The organism is Photorhabdus hindustanensis (assembly GCF_002968995.1).
Taxonomy (GTDB): domain Bacteria; phylum Pseudomonadota; class Gammaproteobacteria; order Enterobacterales; family Enterobacteriaceae; genus Photorhabdus; species Photorhabdus akhurstii.
Map to the genome: position 1 here is coordinate 40,606 of NZ_PUWT01000008.1, position 15,902 is coordinate 56,507.

A 15,902-nucleotide genomic window follows, 5' to 3' on the forward strand; every position below is an offset into this window, starting at 1 on the left:
TAGGGTTATCGTTTTGGCTGATGAATTAATAAAACAACAGATATTATTCGATGAAAGAACTTGTTTTATCACTTAAAGATGAAGATGCGACAGTTTCTCTTGGAAGCGCGGTTGCTGCTGCCTGTAATAGTGGTAGTGTAATTTATTTATATGGTGATTTGGGGGCTGGTAAGACTACGTTTAGCCGCGGTTTTTTGCAGTCCTTAGGTCATAAAGGGCATGTAAAAAGCCCAACTTATACTTTGGTTGAGCCTTATGCTTTAATACCGAGGCCGGTTTACCATTTCGATCTTTACCGATTGGCAGATCCGGAAGAGCTGGAATTTATGGGAATACGTGACTATTTCCATCAAGATGCCATTTGTCTGGTGGAATGGCCTCAGCAAGGAGAAGGCGTATTACCGGATGCAGATATTGAATTACATTTGAGTTACCAGCCAGAAGGGCGACAGGCACATTTTATTGCTTTGTCTAAATATGGCGAGAGCCTGTTAGATAATTTGAAATATTTATAAGAGATCACCTGACTATGACGCGTCCTTTAGTCGTAAAAATGATAAAGAAATGGCAAGTCAGTTTTATGGTAATGGGCTGGCTGTTTATTATGATAAACAGTTTAGTGGTAACAACTGCAACAGCGGCGACTTTATCCAATATTCATGTCAGTAACAGCATAAATGAATCTAAAGTGACGATGGTTTTTTCAGGTGGTCGCCCTAATTACAGTGTTTTTCCATTGCATTCGCCAGAGCGTTTAGTGGTAGATATCCATCAATCAGAAAAAATTGTTGGTTTACCGATGAATCTACCGGGGCAGGATTTAGTGAGGAAAATCCGTTCCAGCCAGGCACCTGATCGACAAAAAAAACGCATTGTATTTGAACTAAATAATAAAGTTAAAGTCAATTCTATAGTACAGCAGTCGGGTAGTGAATATCGGGTGATTTTTACTCTGCGGGTTTCTGGGGTATCGACTGGTAAGTCTGTTTTTAGAGAGAGTTCACAAGCAGCTACGAGTAAGCCATCACTTACTAACAACAAATTGCAGACGACAAAACAGGCTGCTTTGCAAGCAACTTCTAAGGGCAGTCAGCGAGTCGTTGTCGCTATTGATGCAGGACATGGTGGCCAAGACCCCGGTGCGATTGGGCAACGTGGATTGAAAGAGAAGAATGTGACTATCAGTGTAGCGCGCAAACTTGAAGCATTGTTACGCAATGATCCGATGTTCAAACCCGTTTTGACCCGTAACGGAGACTATTTTATTTCTGTTGCTGGTCGTTCTGAGGTTGCGCGTAAACATAGCGCGAATATGTTGGTTTCTATTCATGCAGATGCAGCCCCTAATCGTAGTGCGCGTGGTGCTTCTGTCTGGGTGTTGTCAAACAAGCGTGCAAACAGTGAATTGGGTAATTGGCTTGAGCAGCATGAGAAACAGTCTGAGTTACTGGGTGGCGCAGGAGATGCATTGGCAAATGGTACCGATCCCTACCTAAGCCAGGCGGTGCTGGATCTGCAATTCGGTCACTCCCAACGGGTGGGTTATAACGTTGCAGTACAGGTTTTAAGTGAGTTGCGTAAAGTCGGTTTATTACATAAACGTTCACCAGAACATGCTAGCTTAGGTGTGTTACGTTCTCCGGATATTCCTTCAATTTTAGTGGAAACGGGATTTATCAGTAACTCAGCAGAAGAAACACTGCTTGGTTCCAATGATTTTCAGGATAAGCTGGCAAGTGCTATCCATCGAGGATTGCGCAACTATTTTCTAGCGAATCCATTACAAGCGGCACCTAAAACAGCCAAGAAGTAAAGGTTAAGTATGGCAATCAAGATCCTACCTCCTCAATTAGCAAACCAAATAGCGGCTGGCGAAGTCGTAGAACGCCCTGCATCAGTTGTAAAAGAGTTGGTGGAGAATAGCCTTGATGCTGGCGCTAGCCGTATTGATATTGAAATTGAGCGTGGTGGAGTAAAACTGATTCGTGTCCGTGATAATGGCTGTGGCATTAACCATCAAGATCTTGCGCTAGCGTTGGCTCGTCATGCCACCAGTAAGATCGCCACACTTGATGATTTGGAGGCCATTATCAGTATGGGATTCCGTGGGGAGGCGTTGGCGAGTATCAGCTCAGTTTCGCGTCTGACATTGACTTCCCGTACGGAAGAACAGCACGAAGCTTGGCAAGCCTACGCGGAAGGGCGGGATATGGCGGTGACAGTGAAGCCGGCGGCACATCCGGTAGGCAGTACTGTCGAAGTGCTGGATCTGTTTTATAACACCCCCGCACGGCGCAAATTTCTGCGAACAGAAAAGACAGAATTTGGTCATATTGATGAAGTTGTCAGACGTATTGCACTGGCGCGCTTGGATGTATTGATCAATTTACATCATAACGGTAAGTTGGTGCGCCAATACCGGCCAGCGAAAGATGAATCACAGTATGAACGACGGTTGGCTTCCATTTGTGGCACCGCTTTTATGCAACGGGCGCTTTCTCTTTCCTGGCAGCATGATGATTTATCGATCAAAGGATGGGTTGTTGACCCGATGAATGCTGAAGTGAGTGGAGATATTCAATATTGTTATGTAAACGGGCGTATGATGCGTGATCGCTTAATTAATCATGCTATCCGTCAAGCTTATCAAGATTTGCTCCGAGGAGAACAACAGCCTGCTTATGTTTTATATTTGGAGGTTGATCCGCATCAGGTGGATGTGAATGTGCATCCTGCGAAGCATGAAGTTCGCTTCCATCAAGCCCGTTTGGTACATGATTTTATCTATCAGGGTGTAACCGCCGTATTAAAACAGCGCGGAAGCGGCGCTGAATTGGATATAGCTTGCTGTGAGCCTGCGCCGGCATGGGAGCCGGAAAACCGTCCGTCAGCAGGGGAAAATCATTTTTCCCGGCAAAACAATACTACACCCGCGGCAACATCGTCACCAAAAGAGGTATTGTCAAGTAAAGGGAGTGTTGGGGGCTTTCGCGGTGGTGAAAATCGCCAATATCATGGAGATCATTATCAGAAACGTCAGGGTGAGGTGTATCAGAAGCTGATGCAGTCTGTCCCTGAACCTGAAGGCAAAAGAGAGCTGTTTCCGGCGAGAATCGCTCCGGTTATGGCAGAAAAGGTTACTTCGGCTCCTGTTCAGGTTAAAAATAGCAGCCATAGTTTTGGTAAGGTATTGAGTATATATTCATCGTGCTATGCTCTGATTGAATCCCCATTGGGAATTGGATTGTTATCTTTGCCGGTAGCTGAACGCTGGTTAAGGCGAGCACAGTTAACACCAACAGAGCAAGGGCTGAAATCACAGCCACTGTTGATACCGCTGAAACTCGTTCTTAGTAAAGAGGAAGCTGATGCTTTAAATCGTTATAGTGACTTATTAGGTTATTTTGGTATTGATGCCTCTATATCTCATGGAAAAGCAACACTACGTGCGGTATCGTTACCATTACGTCAACAAAATCTGCCTAAATTAATTCCTGAGTTGCTAGGTTATTTAGCACAACAGCCATCAGCATCGGCAGAACAGATTGTAACTTGGCTTGCTTGTCATATCGGCAGTGAATATGAAACGTGGAATGTTGCGCAGGCGGTACAGTTATTAGCTGATGTTGAGCGTCTTTGCCCACAACTGGTAAAATCTCCACCAGATGGGTTATTACAATTAATTGATTTACAAGCAGTGGTGGCATCTCTTACTCATGAGTGATCAGAAGACTCAACATCTACCAACGGCAATTTTTGTTATGGGCCCGACGGCCTCAGGCAAAACAGCTTTATCTATCGCTTTACGCCAGCATCTTCCAGTGGAGTTGATCAGCGTTGATTCTGCGCTGATTTATCGTGGAATGGATATTGGCACCGCCAAACCAACAACCGAAGAGCAAGCGTTGGCGCCTCATCGTTTAATCGATATTCTGGACCCTTCTCAACCTTATTCTGCTGCTGATTTCCGTCGCGATGCATTGAAGGAAATGGCAGAAATTACCGCCTCTGGCCGTATTCCTCTGTTGGTTGGAGGAACGATGCTCTATTTCAAGGCGTTACTTGAAGGTTTATCGCCTTTGCCTTCTGCTGATCCAGTTATTCGGGCGCAAATAGAGCAACAGGCGGCAGAACAGGGATGGGATGCATTGCATCAGCAATTACAGAAGATTGATCCGGTGGCGGCGTTAAGAATTCATCCTAATGATCCACAGAGGCTTTCTCGGGCACTGGAAGTTTTTCTTATTTCGGGTAAGACTCTCACTGAACTGACTGAATTGTCAGGAGAATCGCTGCCTTATCATGTTCATCAATTTGCTATTGCACCGGTGGAACGTGAGGTTCTTCATCAACGCATTGAAGCGCGTTTTCATCAAATGCTTGAATCAGGGTTTGAAGAGGAAGTTAAAGCACTTTATGCTCGTCATGATTTGCATGTGGATTTACCTTCTATTCGTTGTGTTGGTTATCGTCAGATGTGGTCTTATCTTTCCGGCGAAGTTGACTACGATGAAATGATTTATCGCGGTATTTGTGCGACGCGCCAGTTGGCAAAGCGTCAGATAACTTGGCTCAGAGGTTGGAAGCCGGTTCATTGGTTGGATAGTTCTCAACCAGAGCAAGCTTTAAGCACAGTTATGCAGGTTGTTAGTGCATAGGTTTATTGATTGTGTACAATTGATGAGTACCAAAGCGCAATTTTTGAGTAGTTCATTTTTTCGAACCTTTAGGTTCTTAGTTAAAAACAACAAAATAAGGAAAATATAGAATGGCTAAGGGGCAATCTTTGCAAGATCCGTTCCTGAACGCATTGCGGCGTGAAAGGGTCCCGGTTTCTATTTATTTGGTCAACGGCATCAAATTGCAGGGTCAGATTGAATCTTTTGACCAGTTTGTCATTTTACTGAAAAATACGGTTAGCCAGATGGTTTATAAACATGCCATCTCTACTGTTGTACCTTCCCGCCCAGTTTCTCATCACAGTAGCAATACGAGTGTAGGGGCGAGCGTAGGTAATTATCATTCTGGTGGCGTTTCTGCTCCGGCAGCACAACAGGAAAGTGATGGCACTGAATAAGCTTGAGAGCGGTAATAGAATGAAGAAAAACATAGGTAGGGGGTTTTACCTATGTTTTTTCCTGTAGCTTTTTACTCAGCCTGAGAGGTCGCACCTTTGTTTGAACGTTATGAAGGCGGCGAACAAGCCGTTGTGGTGCATGTTTTTTTCTCGCAGGATAAAGACACAGATAATCTCAGTGAGTTTGAATCACTGGTAACTTCTGCTGGTGTAGTTCCTGTGCAAATTGTCACGGGGAGCAGGAAAGCCCCTCATCCAAAATATTTTGTTGGAGAAGGTAAGGCGGAAGAGATTGCTGAGGCGGTGCAGGCTAGTGGTGCTGATGTTGTGTTGTTTAATCATGCACTCAGTCCTGCGCAGGAGCGCAATCTTGAGCGGCTCTGTCAGTGTCGAGTTATTGACCGTACCGGCGTGATTCTGGATATTTTTGCCCAACGGGCGCGGACTCACGAAGGGAAGTTACAGGTAGAGTTGGCGCAGTTACGTCATCTTTCTACCCGTCTTGTCCGGGGATGGACTCACCTTGAACGTCAAAAAGGTGGGATTGGTCTGAGAGGGCCGGGGGAAACGCAGCTTGAGACGGACCGGCGTTTATTACGGGATAAAATCCGTCAGATCCTGAGTCGTCTGAGCCGGGTTGAGAAACAGCGTGAACAGGGGCGTCAAGCGCGAAATAAAGCGGATATACCGACGGTTTCACTGGTGGGATATACCAACGCCGGTAAATCGAGCTTGTTTAACCGCATGACGGCTGCTGAGGTTTATGCTGCTGATCAATTGTTCGCTACTCTGGACCCAACGTTGCGACGGATTGAAGTTAATGATGTTGGTACGGTGGTACTGGCTGATACGGTTGGCTTTATTCGTCATCTGCCTCATGATCTGGTAGCGGCATTTAAAGCGACATTGCAAGAAACCCGGCAAGCAACATTGTTGCTGCATATTGTTGATGCTGCGGATAGCCGCATCGATGAAAATATTGCCGCTGTTGACAGCGTACTGGAAGAAATTGAAGCGCACCAAATTCCGGTACTGTTGGTGATGAATAAGATTGATATGCTGGAAAGCTTCACACCGCGTATTGATCGCAACGAAGATAACTTACCGGTGAGAGTTTGGCTGTCTGCGCAAACCGGTGAAGGTATCCCGTTATTGTTACAAGCGTTAACGGAGCGTCTTTCGGGTGAAATTGCACACTACGAATTGCGTTTGCCGCCGGAAGCTGGTCGTTTACGCAGCCGCTTCTATCAACTGCAAGCAATAGAGAAAGAGTGGATAGAAGAGGACGGTAAAGTTGGTATCGAAGTGAGAATGCCGATTGTTGACTGGCGCCGTCTATGCAAACAAGAACAGGATTTGTTTGATTATGTTGTCTGATGTGCCTGTCAGGTGAATATCAGAAAACTTATGTGATTGAGAGTCGGCTTGTTTATAAGAGGCTCTTGGCCTGAAAAACCAATCATAAAAGAATGGAGCTAAAACATGGCGTGGAATCAGCCCGGGAACAACGGACAAGACCGCGACCCGTGGGGGAGCAGCAATAATAGCGGCAATTCCGGCGGGAACAAAAGTGGTCGAAACCGTGGGGCATCTGATCTCGACGATCTGTTCCGTAAGCTGAGCAGTAAACTCGGGGGTTTTGGTGGGAACAAGGGCGGTAATGGTTCTGACCAAGGGGCAAAATTTGGCGGGCGTATTATTAGCCTTGTCGCTGCTGCTGTCGTCGTGATCTGGGCCGCTAGCGGTTTTTATACGATTAAAGAAACAGAACGTGGCGTTGTTACCCGTTTGGGTAAATTTAACCATATTGTGCAGCCTGGTCTGAACTGGAAACCCACATTCATTGATGAAGTTGTTCCAGTTAACGTGGAATCTGTTCGTGAATTGGCAACCGCCGGCGTGATGCTGACATCAGATGAAAGTGTTGTTCGCGTGGAGATGAACGTACAGTATCGTGTGACTGATCCTGCCGCTTATCTTTACAGCGTGACAAGTCCTGATAATAGTCTGCGTCAGGCGACGGATAGCGCGGTACGTGGTGTTGTTGGTAAATATACGATGGATAAAATCTTGACGGCAAACCGTATGGTTGTCCGTGATGATACTCAGCGTGAGTTGGAAAAGACGATTCTTCCGTACCGAATGGGAATAACCTTGTTGGATGTTAACTTCCAGGCAGCTCGTCCGCCGGAAGAAGTTAAGGCCGCCTTTGACGATGTTATTGCTGCCCGTGAAAATGAACAGCAGTCTATTCGTGAAGCGGAGGCTTATTCGAACGAGGTCTTGCCACGTGCGAAAGGTGATGCTCAACGTATTATTGAAGAGGCGAAAGCTTATAAGGCTCGCGTAGTATTAGAAGCGCAGGGGGAAGTGGCAGGTTTTGCCAAAATGCTGCCTAGGTATAAAGAGGCGCCTGAAATTACCCGTGAACGTCTGTACATTGAAACGATGGAAAAAGTGTTGAGTCGTACCCGCAAAGTTATTGTTAATGATCACAACAACAATTTGTTGGTATTGCCATTAGAGCAGATGTTACGTGGCGATGCTTCTGGTGTTAAAAAAGAGGGGACAGCTCAATCAGACAATATAGTCGCTTCTGAACCGCGGGTTACTCGTCCAACTTTGCCTTCAAATTCAGGCCGAGGAGCGAATTATAGCCGAACAGATAATCTGCGTAATGACATTATCAGGGTAGGGAGATAATAATCATGCGTAAGTCATTAATCTTTGTTGTTGCCGCGGCGTTAGTTGTCCTCTATGCCTCTATATTTATTGTGCAGGAAGGGCAGCGTGGTATCGTACTACGTTTTGGCAAGGTTCTGCGTGATGCTGGAAATAAACCGATTGTTTATGAGCCGGGGTTACATTTCAAAATACCTTTTGTTGAAGCGGTGAAAACTCTGGATGCTCGTATTCAGACTATGGATATTCAGGCCGACCGTTTCTTGACCAGTGAAAATAAAGACTTGATCGTTGATTCTTACCTGAAATGGCGGATTAACGATTTCAGTCGTTATTATCTGGCAACCGGTAATGGTGATATTTCTCAAGCAGAAGTATTGTTAAAGCGTAAATTCAGTGACCGTCTGCGTTCTGAAATTGGCCGTAAGGATGTACGTGGGATCGTGACGGATTCCCGAGGTCAATTGACCACAGATGTTCGTGATGCGCTTAATAAAGGCACAACGGATAAGGAAATAGCGAGTGCAACTGAAGCGGATGATGCTATTGCATCGGCGGCGGCTCGTGTAGAGAGGGAAACGGCAGATAAACAACCTGCTATCAATCCGAATAGCATGGCGGCATTGGGTATTGAAGTTGTTGATGTGCGTATCAAACAGATCAATTTACCATTGGAAGTTTCAGAAGCGATTTACCAGCGTATGCGTGCTGAACGTGAAGCGGTAGCTCGTCGTCACCGTTCTCAAGGTTTGGAAGAAGCAGAAAAACTGCGTGCAGCAGCAGATAAGCAAGTTATTGAAATACGGGCAGAAGCGGAGCGTGAAGCGCTTACATTGCGTGGTTCTGGCGACGCGGAAGCGGCTAAACTGTTTGCTGATACATTCAGTCAAGCGCCAGATTTCTATGCCTTTATCCGTAGCTTACGTGCTTACGAGAAAAGCTTTAGTGAAGACGGGAAAGATGTTCTGGTGTTGAGTCCAGAAGCTGATTTCTTCCGCTATATGAAAGCACCTGAAAAGCGTGCAGTTCAGCACTAATAGAGGCTGAATCTATAGGCCCGCATCCGGCGGGCCTTATCATGTCTGGTGTCTAACAAAAATAACGGATGTGATAAAAATTACTGAAAGGTGTGGGATGAGATGTTAGAATCCATTTTTAAGCAACCGAGTGAATTTTGAAATGGGTAAGAACGTTGTCGTATTGGGCACCCAATGGGGTGACGAGGGCAAGGGCAAGATCGTCGACTTGCTGACTGAACGAGCTAAGTATGTTGTTCGTTATCAAGGGGGCCATAATGCTGGTCATACACTGGTTATCAACGGTGAAAAAACCGTTCTCCACTTAATCCCATCAGGGATCTTGCGTGAAAATGTTATCAGTATCATTGCAAACGGCGTCGTATTAGCGCCTGATGCGCTGATGAAAGAGATGAACGCGTTAGAGTCCCGTGGTATTCCTGTTCGCGAGCGTCTGCTCATTTCAGAAGCTTGTCCACTTATTCTGCCATACCATGTTGCATTGGATAATGCCCGCGAGAAAGCGCGTGGTGCAAAAGCAATTGGTACAACTGGTCGTGGTATTGGTCCTGCGTATGAAGACAAAGTTGCTCGTCGTGGTCTGCGGGTTGGTGATTTATTTGATAAGGAAACGTTCGCAGTTAAGCTGAAAGAAATTATCGAATATCACAATTTCCAACTGGTTAACTACTACAAAGAACCGGCGGTTGATTACCAGAAAACCCTGGATGAAATCATGGCGGTTGCCGATATTTTGACGGGTATGGTCGTCGATGTTTCTGATTTGTTGTATAAAGCAACTCAGAAAGGTGAATTGGTTATGTTCGAAGGTGCACAGGGCACGTTGTTGGATATTGACCACGGTACCTACCCATATGTGACCTCTTCCAACACGACTGCGGGTGGCGTTGCAACAGGTTCTGGTTTAGGTCCATGTTATGTTGATTATGTTTTGGGGATCATCAAAGCATACTCTACTCGTGTCGGCGCGGGTCCATTCCCAACTGAACTATTTGATGAAACTGGTAGTTACTTGCGCGAAAAAGGCCAAGAGTTTGGTGCGACTACGGGGCGTAGCCGCCGTACTGGTTGGCTGGATATCATTGCCATCCGTCGTGCAGTACAGATCAACTCACTGTCAGGTTTCTGTATGACCAAATTGGACGTACTGGATGGTTTGAAAGAAGTAAAAATCTGTGTTGGTTACCGTATGCCTGATGGCAGTGTGATTGAAACGACACCTATGGCTGCGGATGACTGGGAAGGTATTGAGCCTGTTTATGAGACCATGCCTGGCTGGAGTGAAAGCACTTTCGGCGTGAAAGAGCATAGCAAATTGCCTCAGGCAGCATTGAACTATATCAAACGTGTAGAAGAGCTGACCGGCGTTCCGGTTGATATTATTTCTACGGGCCCAGATCGTTCAGAAACTATCATTCTGCGTGATCCGTTTGATGCCTGATAGTACCTATGATCAGGTAAAGCCGGGCTTTTCAGCCCGGTTTTTTGCTATTTATTGTGGCCTTTTTTGCTTAATGATTAGGGGATCAACATGATTTTGGCCGATTCATGGCATATAACTTGAACAAGTGCTTATTTTTTCAGTTTGTTCTCGGATATATTAATTTATATCTTATTATCCAGAGGTTGATGTGCAGTTAACGAGTTTTACAGATTATGGCTTGCGCGCACTAATTTATATGGCTTCTTTACCGCAAAGCCGGATGACCAGTATTTCTGAAGTCACTGATATTTATGGTGTTTCTCGTAACCACATGGTAAAAATTATTAACCAATTGAGCCACTTAGGATTTGTGGCGGCGGTTCGTGGTAAAAACGGCGGTATCCGTTTAGGTAAGCCAGCGAAGGATATCAGAATTGGCGATGTTGTTCGCGCTCTCGAACCATTATCATTGGTTAACTGTAGTCAGGAATCTTGCCATATCACGTCTGCGTGTCGTCTGAAGGTAGTCTTAAATCAGGCAATAGACAGGTTTTTAGAAGAGCTGGATAAGCATACTTTAGCTGATATGATTGAAGATAATATTCCCCTTTATAAGCTGCTTCTGACCGAATGAAGAAATGGCGCAAACAGCCTGCTGATGACAACGGAGGAACAGCCATGTCACAAGATCCTTTTTTGGGACGCGAAGCAGAAAAATACGAATCACCTATTCCAAGCCGCGAGTACATCTTAGACATTATTGCTAAACATACTGTACCAGTAAGTCGCCAGGAACTGGCGCAGGAACTGAATCTGATTAACGATGAAGATATTGAAGCGTTACGTCGTCGTTTACGAGCTATGGAACGGGATGGTCAACTGGTTTTCACCCGTCGCCAATGCTATGCCTTGCCGGAAAGATTGGATTTATTGAAAGGTACGGTTATTGGGCATAGAGATGGTTATGGTTTTCTGCGAGTAGAAGGCTACAAAGATGATTTTTATCTCTCTGCTGAGCAGTTAAAAATGGCTATTCATGGTGATGTTGTATTGGCACAACCATTGCCTCAGAATCGCAAAGGGCGTAATGAAGCGCGTATCGTTCGTGTATTGGAGCCTAAGACCAGCCAGATTGTCGGCCGCTATTTTCTTGACTCTGGTATGGGATTTGTCGTGCCGGATGATAGTCGTTTGAGCTTTGATATCCTGATCCCGAAGGATGAAAACGGTGGTGCTCGCATGGGAAATGTGGTGGTGGTCGAGTTGATTACACGCCCGGCGCGCCGCACAAAAGCTGTCGGTAAAATAGTTGAAGTGTTGGGTGAAAAAATGGGAACGAATATGGCAGTAGAAATTGCCCTACGTACTCATGAAATTCCCCACAATTGGCCGCCACAGGTGGAAAACCAGATTGCTTCTTTGGATGAGCAGGTACCAGAATCGGCGAAAAAAGGCCGTGTTGATCTGCGTGCTCTGCCGTTGGTGACAATCGATGGTGAAGATGCCCGTGATTTTGATGATGCCGTTTATTGTGAAAGGAAGCGAAGTGGTGGTTGGCGTTTATGGGTTGCTATTGCTGATGTCAGTTATTATGTTCGCCCACAAACCGCATTAGATACCGAAGCACGTAACCGGAGTAACTCGGTTTACTTCCCGTCTCAGGTTGTCCCCATGTTGCCGGAGGTGCTTTCTAATGGTCTCTGTTCTCTGAACCCGCAGGTTGATCGCCTTTGTATGGTGTGTGAAATGACGGTTTCAGCGCAGGGGCGATTATCATCTTATAAATTTTACGAAGCAGTCATGAATTCTCACGCCCGTCTGACATATACCAAAGTATGGCGTATGTTGCAGGGCGATGAAGAGCTGGGTGAGCACTACAGGCCACTGGTTCAGCATATTGAGCATTTACATGAGTTGTATCAGGCATTGGAAAATGCCCGAGAGCAACGTGGCGCAATCTCGTTTGAGTCAGAAGAGGCGAAATTTATCTTTAATGCTGAACGTCGTATCGAGCGAATTGAACCGATTGTTCGCAATGATGCTCATAAGCTGATTGAAGAGTGCATGATTCTGGCGAATATTGCTGCGGCGCGTTTCGTGGAAAAAAATGGCGAGCCGGTGCTTTACCGTATTCATGATCGGCCAAAAGAAGAGAGCATTGTTAACCTGCGCTCGGTTTTCGGCGAATTAGGATTGACACTGCCTGGTGGCATGCAACCAACACCAAAGGATTATGCGCAACTGATGCATCAAGTGGCTGAGCGCCCGGATCATGAGCTATTGCAAACCTTATTACTTCGTTCAATGAAACAGGCAATTTATGATCCGGAAAACCGGGGTCACTTCGGTCTGTCATTAAATTCTTATGCGCATTTTACTTCACCTATCCGCCGTTACCCGGATCTGGTATTGCATCGGGCGATTAAATATCTGCTGGCGAAACAGCAAGGCATTGTTGAGCAAGGTGGAACACTGACTGGGGGGTGGCACAGCGATGTGGAACAGATGCTGCAACTGGGTCAACACTGCTCTATGACAGAGCGCCGCGCAGATGAAGCGACGAGAGACGTTGCCGATTGGCTTAAGTGTGATTTTATGCAGGATCAGGTGGGCAATATTTTTACTGGGATTATCACCAGTGTGACAGGTTTTGGTTTCTTTGTTCGCTTGAATGATCTGTTTATTGACGGCTTGGTGCATGTTTCCACATTGAGTAATGATTATTATCATTTCGATAATGTTGGCCAGCGTTTAGTGGGTGAATACTCGGGTAAAACTTTCCGGTTAGGGGATGAAGTTGAAATTCGTGTGGAAGCGGTTCATATGGATGAACGTAATATTGACTTTAAGCTGCTTTCTACCGCCAGAAAAGCCCGGAATGTAGGCAAAACAGCACGCGATAAAGCGAAAAAAGTAGAACTTGGTCGCGAAAGCAGTAATAAAAAAGGGCGTGGTTACCGTAAAGAGACCCACTTTGAGCCTGATGGCAGCGCTGTTCGTAAAAAGCGATCGGCGGATAAGCCTAAAGGGGAAAAGAAAAAGGGTAAGACGCTTTCTGCCAAGACTCAGAAAATTGCCGCTAAATTCAAAGCTAAACGGGCTAAGAAAAGCGCAGATAAATAATCAAAGGGCTATCCTGTTGCGGGATAGCCTAAATATTTTAATCTCCCACTGAATAGATGGAGCTTACCGCATAGGCTCACAGTATTCGTCAGTGCTGTATGACAGTGAAAATAAGAAGATTATGAGTGAAATTATCTACGGCATTCATGCCGTTAAAGCTTTACTGGAGCGTGATCCCCAGCGTTTTATCGAAATTTATGTCCTGAAAGGACGAGAAGATCGCCGCCTGACACCATTGATTCATGCGCTGGAAAGCATCGGAATGACTATCCAACTGGCAAATCGTCAGTGGCTGGATAATCAAACGGAAGGTGCGGTACATCAGGGAATTATTGCTAAAGTGAAGCCGGGGCGTCAGTACCAAGAAAACGACCTGCCGGATTTACTGGCACAAGTGGAAACCCCTTTCTTGTTGGTGCTTGATGGTGTGACAGATCCCCATAATCTGGGGGCTTGTTTACGTAGTGCTGATGCAACAGGTGTACATGCTGTTATTGTTCCTCGTGACCGTTCCGCTCAGCTTAATGCCACGGCAAAGAAAGTGGCATGTGGTGCTGCGGAGAACGTACCACTTATTCGTGTCACCAACCTTGCCCGTACTTTGCGTTTATTGCAGGAGAACAATATTTGGGTGGTAGGTACAGCGGGAGAAGCTGATCATACATTGTATCAGAGCAAACTAACGGGTCCTATGGCATTGGTGATGGGGGCGGAGGGGGAAGGTATGCGTCGCCTGACTCGCGAACACTGTGATGAATTGATTAGCATCCCAATGGTGGGTTCTGTCTCATCGTTGAATGTGTCCGTTGCCACGGGAGTTTGCCTGTTTGAAGCTGTGCGTCAGCGCGGCTCGTTGTAACTCACCTATCTGACATTTGAAACAAAAGTATTTTTGCATTGTTCATTCCTTGAGTTTTTGATGTAGGGTAGGTATAGTTACGCGTCAATTTTTCAGCCGCACTTAAACAAGTTCCTTGCCTCCACGGGCCGCGGTTGACCCTGACAGGAGGCTGAATAATCCGTAAGGAGCAATTCTAATGCGTCATTACGAAATCGTTTTTATGGTCCATCCTGACCAAAGCGAACAGGTTCCGGGCATGATCGAGCGTTACAGTGCGACTATCGCTAACGCGCAAGGTCAGATTCACCGTCTGGAAGACTGGGGCCGCCGTCAACTGGCTTACCCAATCAACAAACTGCACAAAGCTCACTATGTTCTGATGAACGTTGAAGCGCCGCAGGAAGTGATTGATGAGCTGGAAACTAACTTCCGCTTCAACGATGCCGTTATCCGCAGCATGATTATGCGCGTTAAGCACGCGGTAACTGAAGCATCTCCAATGGTTAAAGCCAAAGATGAACGTCGCAGCCGTGACTACTCTCTGGAAGACGCCAATATGGATGCTGAAGAAGCTGGGGATTCTGAAGAGTAATAACTGTGACAACGAATCGTTTGGTGCTTTCTGGCACAGTGTGCAAAGTCCCCATTCGAAAAGTCAGTCCTGCCGGCATTCCTCATTGCCAGTTTGTGCTTGAGCACCGTTCACAGCAACAGGAAGCCGGTCTGAGCAGGCAAGCATGGTGCAGAATGCCAGTTATTGCCAGCGGACAATTGTTACAAGTTTTAACTCACAGTATAACGGTCGGCAGTCGATTAACCGTTTCAGGATTCATTAGTTGCCATCAAGGTCGCAATGGTCTTAACAAACTGGTTCTTCATGCCGAGCAGATTGAATTGATAGATTCTGGAGACTAGCCAAATGGCACGTTATTTCCGTCGTCGCAAGTTCTGCCGTTTCACCGCGGAAGGCGTTCAAGAGATTGATTATAAAGACATCGCTACGCTGAAAAACTACATCACCGAGAGCGGTAAAATTGTACCAAGCCGTATCACCGGCACCCGTGCAAAATACCAGCGTCAGCTCGCTCGTGCTATCAAGCGCGCGCGCTACCTGTCTTTGTTGCCTTACACTGATCGTCATCAGTAATCGGCACAGTCCATTAACGACTCTGAGAGGATAAGGTAATGCAAATTATTCTGCTTGATAAAGTAGCAAACCTGGGTAGCCTGGGTGATCAAGTTAACGTTAAACCGGGTTATGCCCGTAACTACTTAGTACCACAGGGCAAAGCTGTTCCTGCAACTAAGAAAAACATCGAATTTTTCGAAGCTCGCCGTGCTGAACTGGAAGCTAAACTGGCTGACGTTCTGGCAACAGCAGAAGCTCGCGCTGAGAAAATCAATGCACTGGGTTCTGTTACTATCGCTTCTAAAGCTGGTGACGAAGGTAAACTGTTTGGTTCTGTCGGTACTCGTGATATCGCTGATGCAGTTACTGCCGCAGGCGTTGAAGTCTCTAAGAGCGAAGTGCGTCTGCCTAATGGCGTTCTGCGTACTACTGGTGAACACGAAGTTAACTTCCAGGTACACAGCGATGTATTCGCTAAATTGAACGTTAACATTGTTGCTGAAGCTTAATCCCTGATTAACTGATGCTAACAAGTAAAAAACGCTGGCAATGCCGGCGTTTTTTATTGCCTCGACTGACTATTCTCTCGC

16 protein-coding genes are annotated in these 15,902 nt (G+C 46.1%); all 16 read left to right on the top strand.

The features are described 5' to 3' along the window. The first annotated feature begins 50 nt into the window (after positions 1-50). On the top strand, positions 51-515 hold the full coding sequence (gene tsaE, locus C6H66_RS03510; RefSeq protein ID WP_046396622.1) for a tRNA (adenosine(37)-N6)-threonylcarbamoyltransferase complex ATPase subunit type 1 TsaE: 465 nt from the start codon (positions 51-53) through the stop codon (positions 513-515). Between the two features lie 14 nt (positions 516-529). Then, entirely contained in the window at positions 530-1,813 is a 1,284-nt protein-coding gene (gene amiB, locus C6H66_RS03515) for an N-acetylmuramoyl-L-alanine amidase AmiB (RefSeq protein ID WP_046396621.1), read from the top strand. 9 nt (positions 1,814-1,822) lie between these two features. Beyond that, the gene (gene mutL, locus C6H66_RS03520; RefSeq protein WP_105394824.1) at positions 1,823-3,724 is read left to right on the top strand and encodes a DNA mismatch repair endonuclease MutL; all 1,902 of its coding nucleotides are present in this window, start codon (positions 1,823-1,825) and stop codon (positions 3,722-3,724) included. Continuing rightward, positions 3,717-4,658: a tRNA (adenosine(37)-N6)-dimethylallyltransferase MiaA gene (gene miaA / locus C6H66_RS03525; RefSeq protein WP_105394825.1), complete on the top strand. Its 942-nt coding sequence runs from the start codon at positions 3,717-3,719 to the stop codon at positions 4,656-4,658. The genes mutL and miaA overlap by 8 nt, the downstream gene beginning before the upstream one ends. Before the next feature lie 110 nt (positions 4,659-4,768). Further along, complete coding sequence (gene hfq, locus C6H66_RS03530; protein WP_011148654.1) at positions 4,769-5,077, top strand: RNA chaperone Hfq; 309 nt, start codon at positions 4,769-4,771, stop codon at positions 5,075-5,077. Positions 5,078-5,173: 96 nt separating this feature from the next. Then, positions 5,174-6,454 carry a ribosome rescue GTPase HflX gene (gene hflX / locus C6H66_RS03535; RefSeq protein ID WP_049585057.1) on the top strand — a complete coding sequence of 427 codons (1,281 nt, stop codon included), beginning with the start codon at positions 5,174-5,176 and terminating at the stop codon, positions 6,452-6,454. Between the two features lie 105 nt (positions 6,455-6,559). Beyond that, complete coding sequence (hflK, locus tag C6H66_RS03540; RefSeq protein WP_046396617.1) at positions 6,560-7,780, top strand: FtsH protease activity modulator HflK; 1,221 nt, start codon at positions 6,560-6,562, stop codon at positions 7,778-7,780. Positions 7,781-7,785: 5 nt separating this feature from the next. After that, complete coding sequence (gene hflC, locus C6H66_RS03545) at positions 7,786-8,796, top strand: protease modulator HflC (RefSeq protein ID WP_065392153.1); 1,011 nt, start codon at positions 7,786-7,788, stop codon at positions 8,794-8,796. Positions 8,797-8,938: 142 nt separating this feature from the next. Then, positions 8,939-10,237 (top strand): adenylosuccinate synthase, encoded by a 1,299-nt coding sequence (locus tag C6H66_RS03550; protein WP_046396615.1) that lies wholly within the window; start codon positions 8,939-8,941, stop codon positions 10,235-10,237. Positions 10,238-10,427: 190 nt separating this feature from the next. Continuing rightward, complete coding sequence (nsrR, locus tag C6H66_RS03555) at positions 10,428-10,853, top strand: nitric oxide-sensing transcriptional repressor NsrR (RefSeq protein WP_046396614.1); 426 nt, start codon at positions 10,428-10,430, stop codon at positions 10,851-10,853. Between the two features lie 44 nt (positions 10,854-10,897). After that, positions 10,898-13,342: a ribonuclease R gene (gene rnr / locus C6H66_RS03560; protein WP_105394888.1), complete on the top strand. Its 2,445-nt coding sequence runs from the start codon at positions 10,898-10,900 to the stop codon at positions 13,340-13,342. A gap of 130 nt (positions 13,343-13,472) precedes the next feature. Beyond that, a complete protein-coding gene (rlmB, locus tag C6H66_RS03565) occupies positions 13,473-14,201 on the top strand; it encodes a 23S rRNA (guanosine(2251)-2'-O)-methyltransferase RlmB (protein ID WP_181150143.1) in 729 nt (242 codons plus the stop codon). A 178-nt stretch (positions 14,202-14,379) separates the two neighbouring features. Further along, a complete protein-coding gene (gene rpsF, locus C6H66_RS03570; RefSeq protein WP_036776597.1) occupies positions 14,380-14,775 on the top strand; it encodes a 30S ribosomal protein S6 in 396 nt (131 codons plus the stop codon). A 5-nt stretch (positions 14,776-14,780) separates the two neighbouring features. After that, positions 14,781-15,098 carry a primosomal replication protein N gene (gene priB, locus C6H66_RS03575; RefSeq protein ID WP_011148645.1) on the top strand — a complete coding sequence of 106 codons (318 nt, stop codon included), beginning with the start codon at positions 14,781-14,783 and terminating at the stop codon, positions 15,096-15,098. A gap of 4 nt (positions 15,099-15,102) precedes the next feature. After that, complete coding sequence (gene rpsR / locus C6H66_RS03580; RefSeq protein ID WP_000135199.1) at positions 15,103-15,330, top strand: 30S ribosomal protein S18; 228 nt, start codon at positions 15,103-15,105, stop codon at positions 15,328-15,330. A gap of 38 nt (positions 15,331-15,368) precedes the next feature. Beyond that, complete coding sequence (rplI, locus tag C6H66_RS03585; protein WP_105394827.1) at positions 15,369-15,821, top strand: 50S ribosomal protein L9; 453 nt, start codon at positions 15,369-15,371, stop codon at positions 15,819-15,821. The last annotated feature ends 81 nt before the right edge of the window (positions 15,822-15,902 follow it).

Excerpts from the sequence above, each read along its gene's own strand:
- amiB (WP_046396621.1), top strand. The coding sequence starts at position 530 with ATGACGCGTCCTTTAGTCGTAAAAATGATAAAGAAATGGCAAGTCAGT.
- mutL (WP_105394824.1), top strand. The coding sequence starts at position 1,823 with ATGGCAATCAAGATCCTACCTCCTCAATTAGCAAACCAAATAGCGGCT.
- tsaE (WP_046396622.1), top strand. The coding sequence starts at position 51 with ATGAAAGAACTTGTTTTATCACTTAAAGATGAAGATGCGACAGTTTCT.
- hfq (WP_011148654.1), top strand. The coding sequence starts at position 4,769 with ATGGCTAAGGGGCAATCTTTGCAAGATCCGTTCCTGAACGCATTGCGG.
- C6H66_RS03550 (WP_046396615.1), top strand. The coding sequence starts at position 8,939 with ATGGGTAAGAACGTTGTCGTATTGGGCACCCAATGGGGTGACGAGGGC.
- miaA (WP_105394825.1), top strand. The coding sequence starts at position 3,717 with ATGAGTGATCAGAAGACTCAACATCTACCAACGGCAATTTTTGTTATG.
- hflK (WP_046396617.1), top strand. The coding sequence starts at position 6,560 with ATGGCGTGGAATCAGCCCGGGAACAACGGACAAGACCGCGACCCGTGG.
- rpsF (WP_036776597.1), top strand. The coding sequence starts at position 14,380 with ATGCGTCATTACGAAATCGTTTTTATGGTCCATCCTGACCAAAGCGAA.
- rnr (WP_105394888.1), top strand. The coding sequence starts at position 10,898 with ATGTCACAAGATCCTTTTTTGGGACGCGAAGCAGAAAAATACGAATCA.
- rplI (WP_105394827.1), top strand. The coding sequence starts at position 15,369 with ATGCAAATTATTCTGCTTGATAAAGTAGCAAACCTGGGTAGCCTGGGT.
- hflC (WP_065392153.1), top strand. The coding sequence starts at position 7,786 with ATGCGTAAGTCATTAATCTTTGTTGTTGCCGCGGCGTTAGTTGTCCTC.
- rpsR (WP_000135199.1), top strand. The coding sequence starts at position 15,103 with ATGGCACGTTATTTCCGTCGTCGCAAGTTCTGCCGTTTCACCGCGGAA.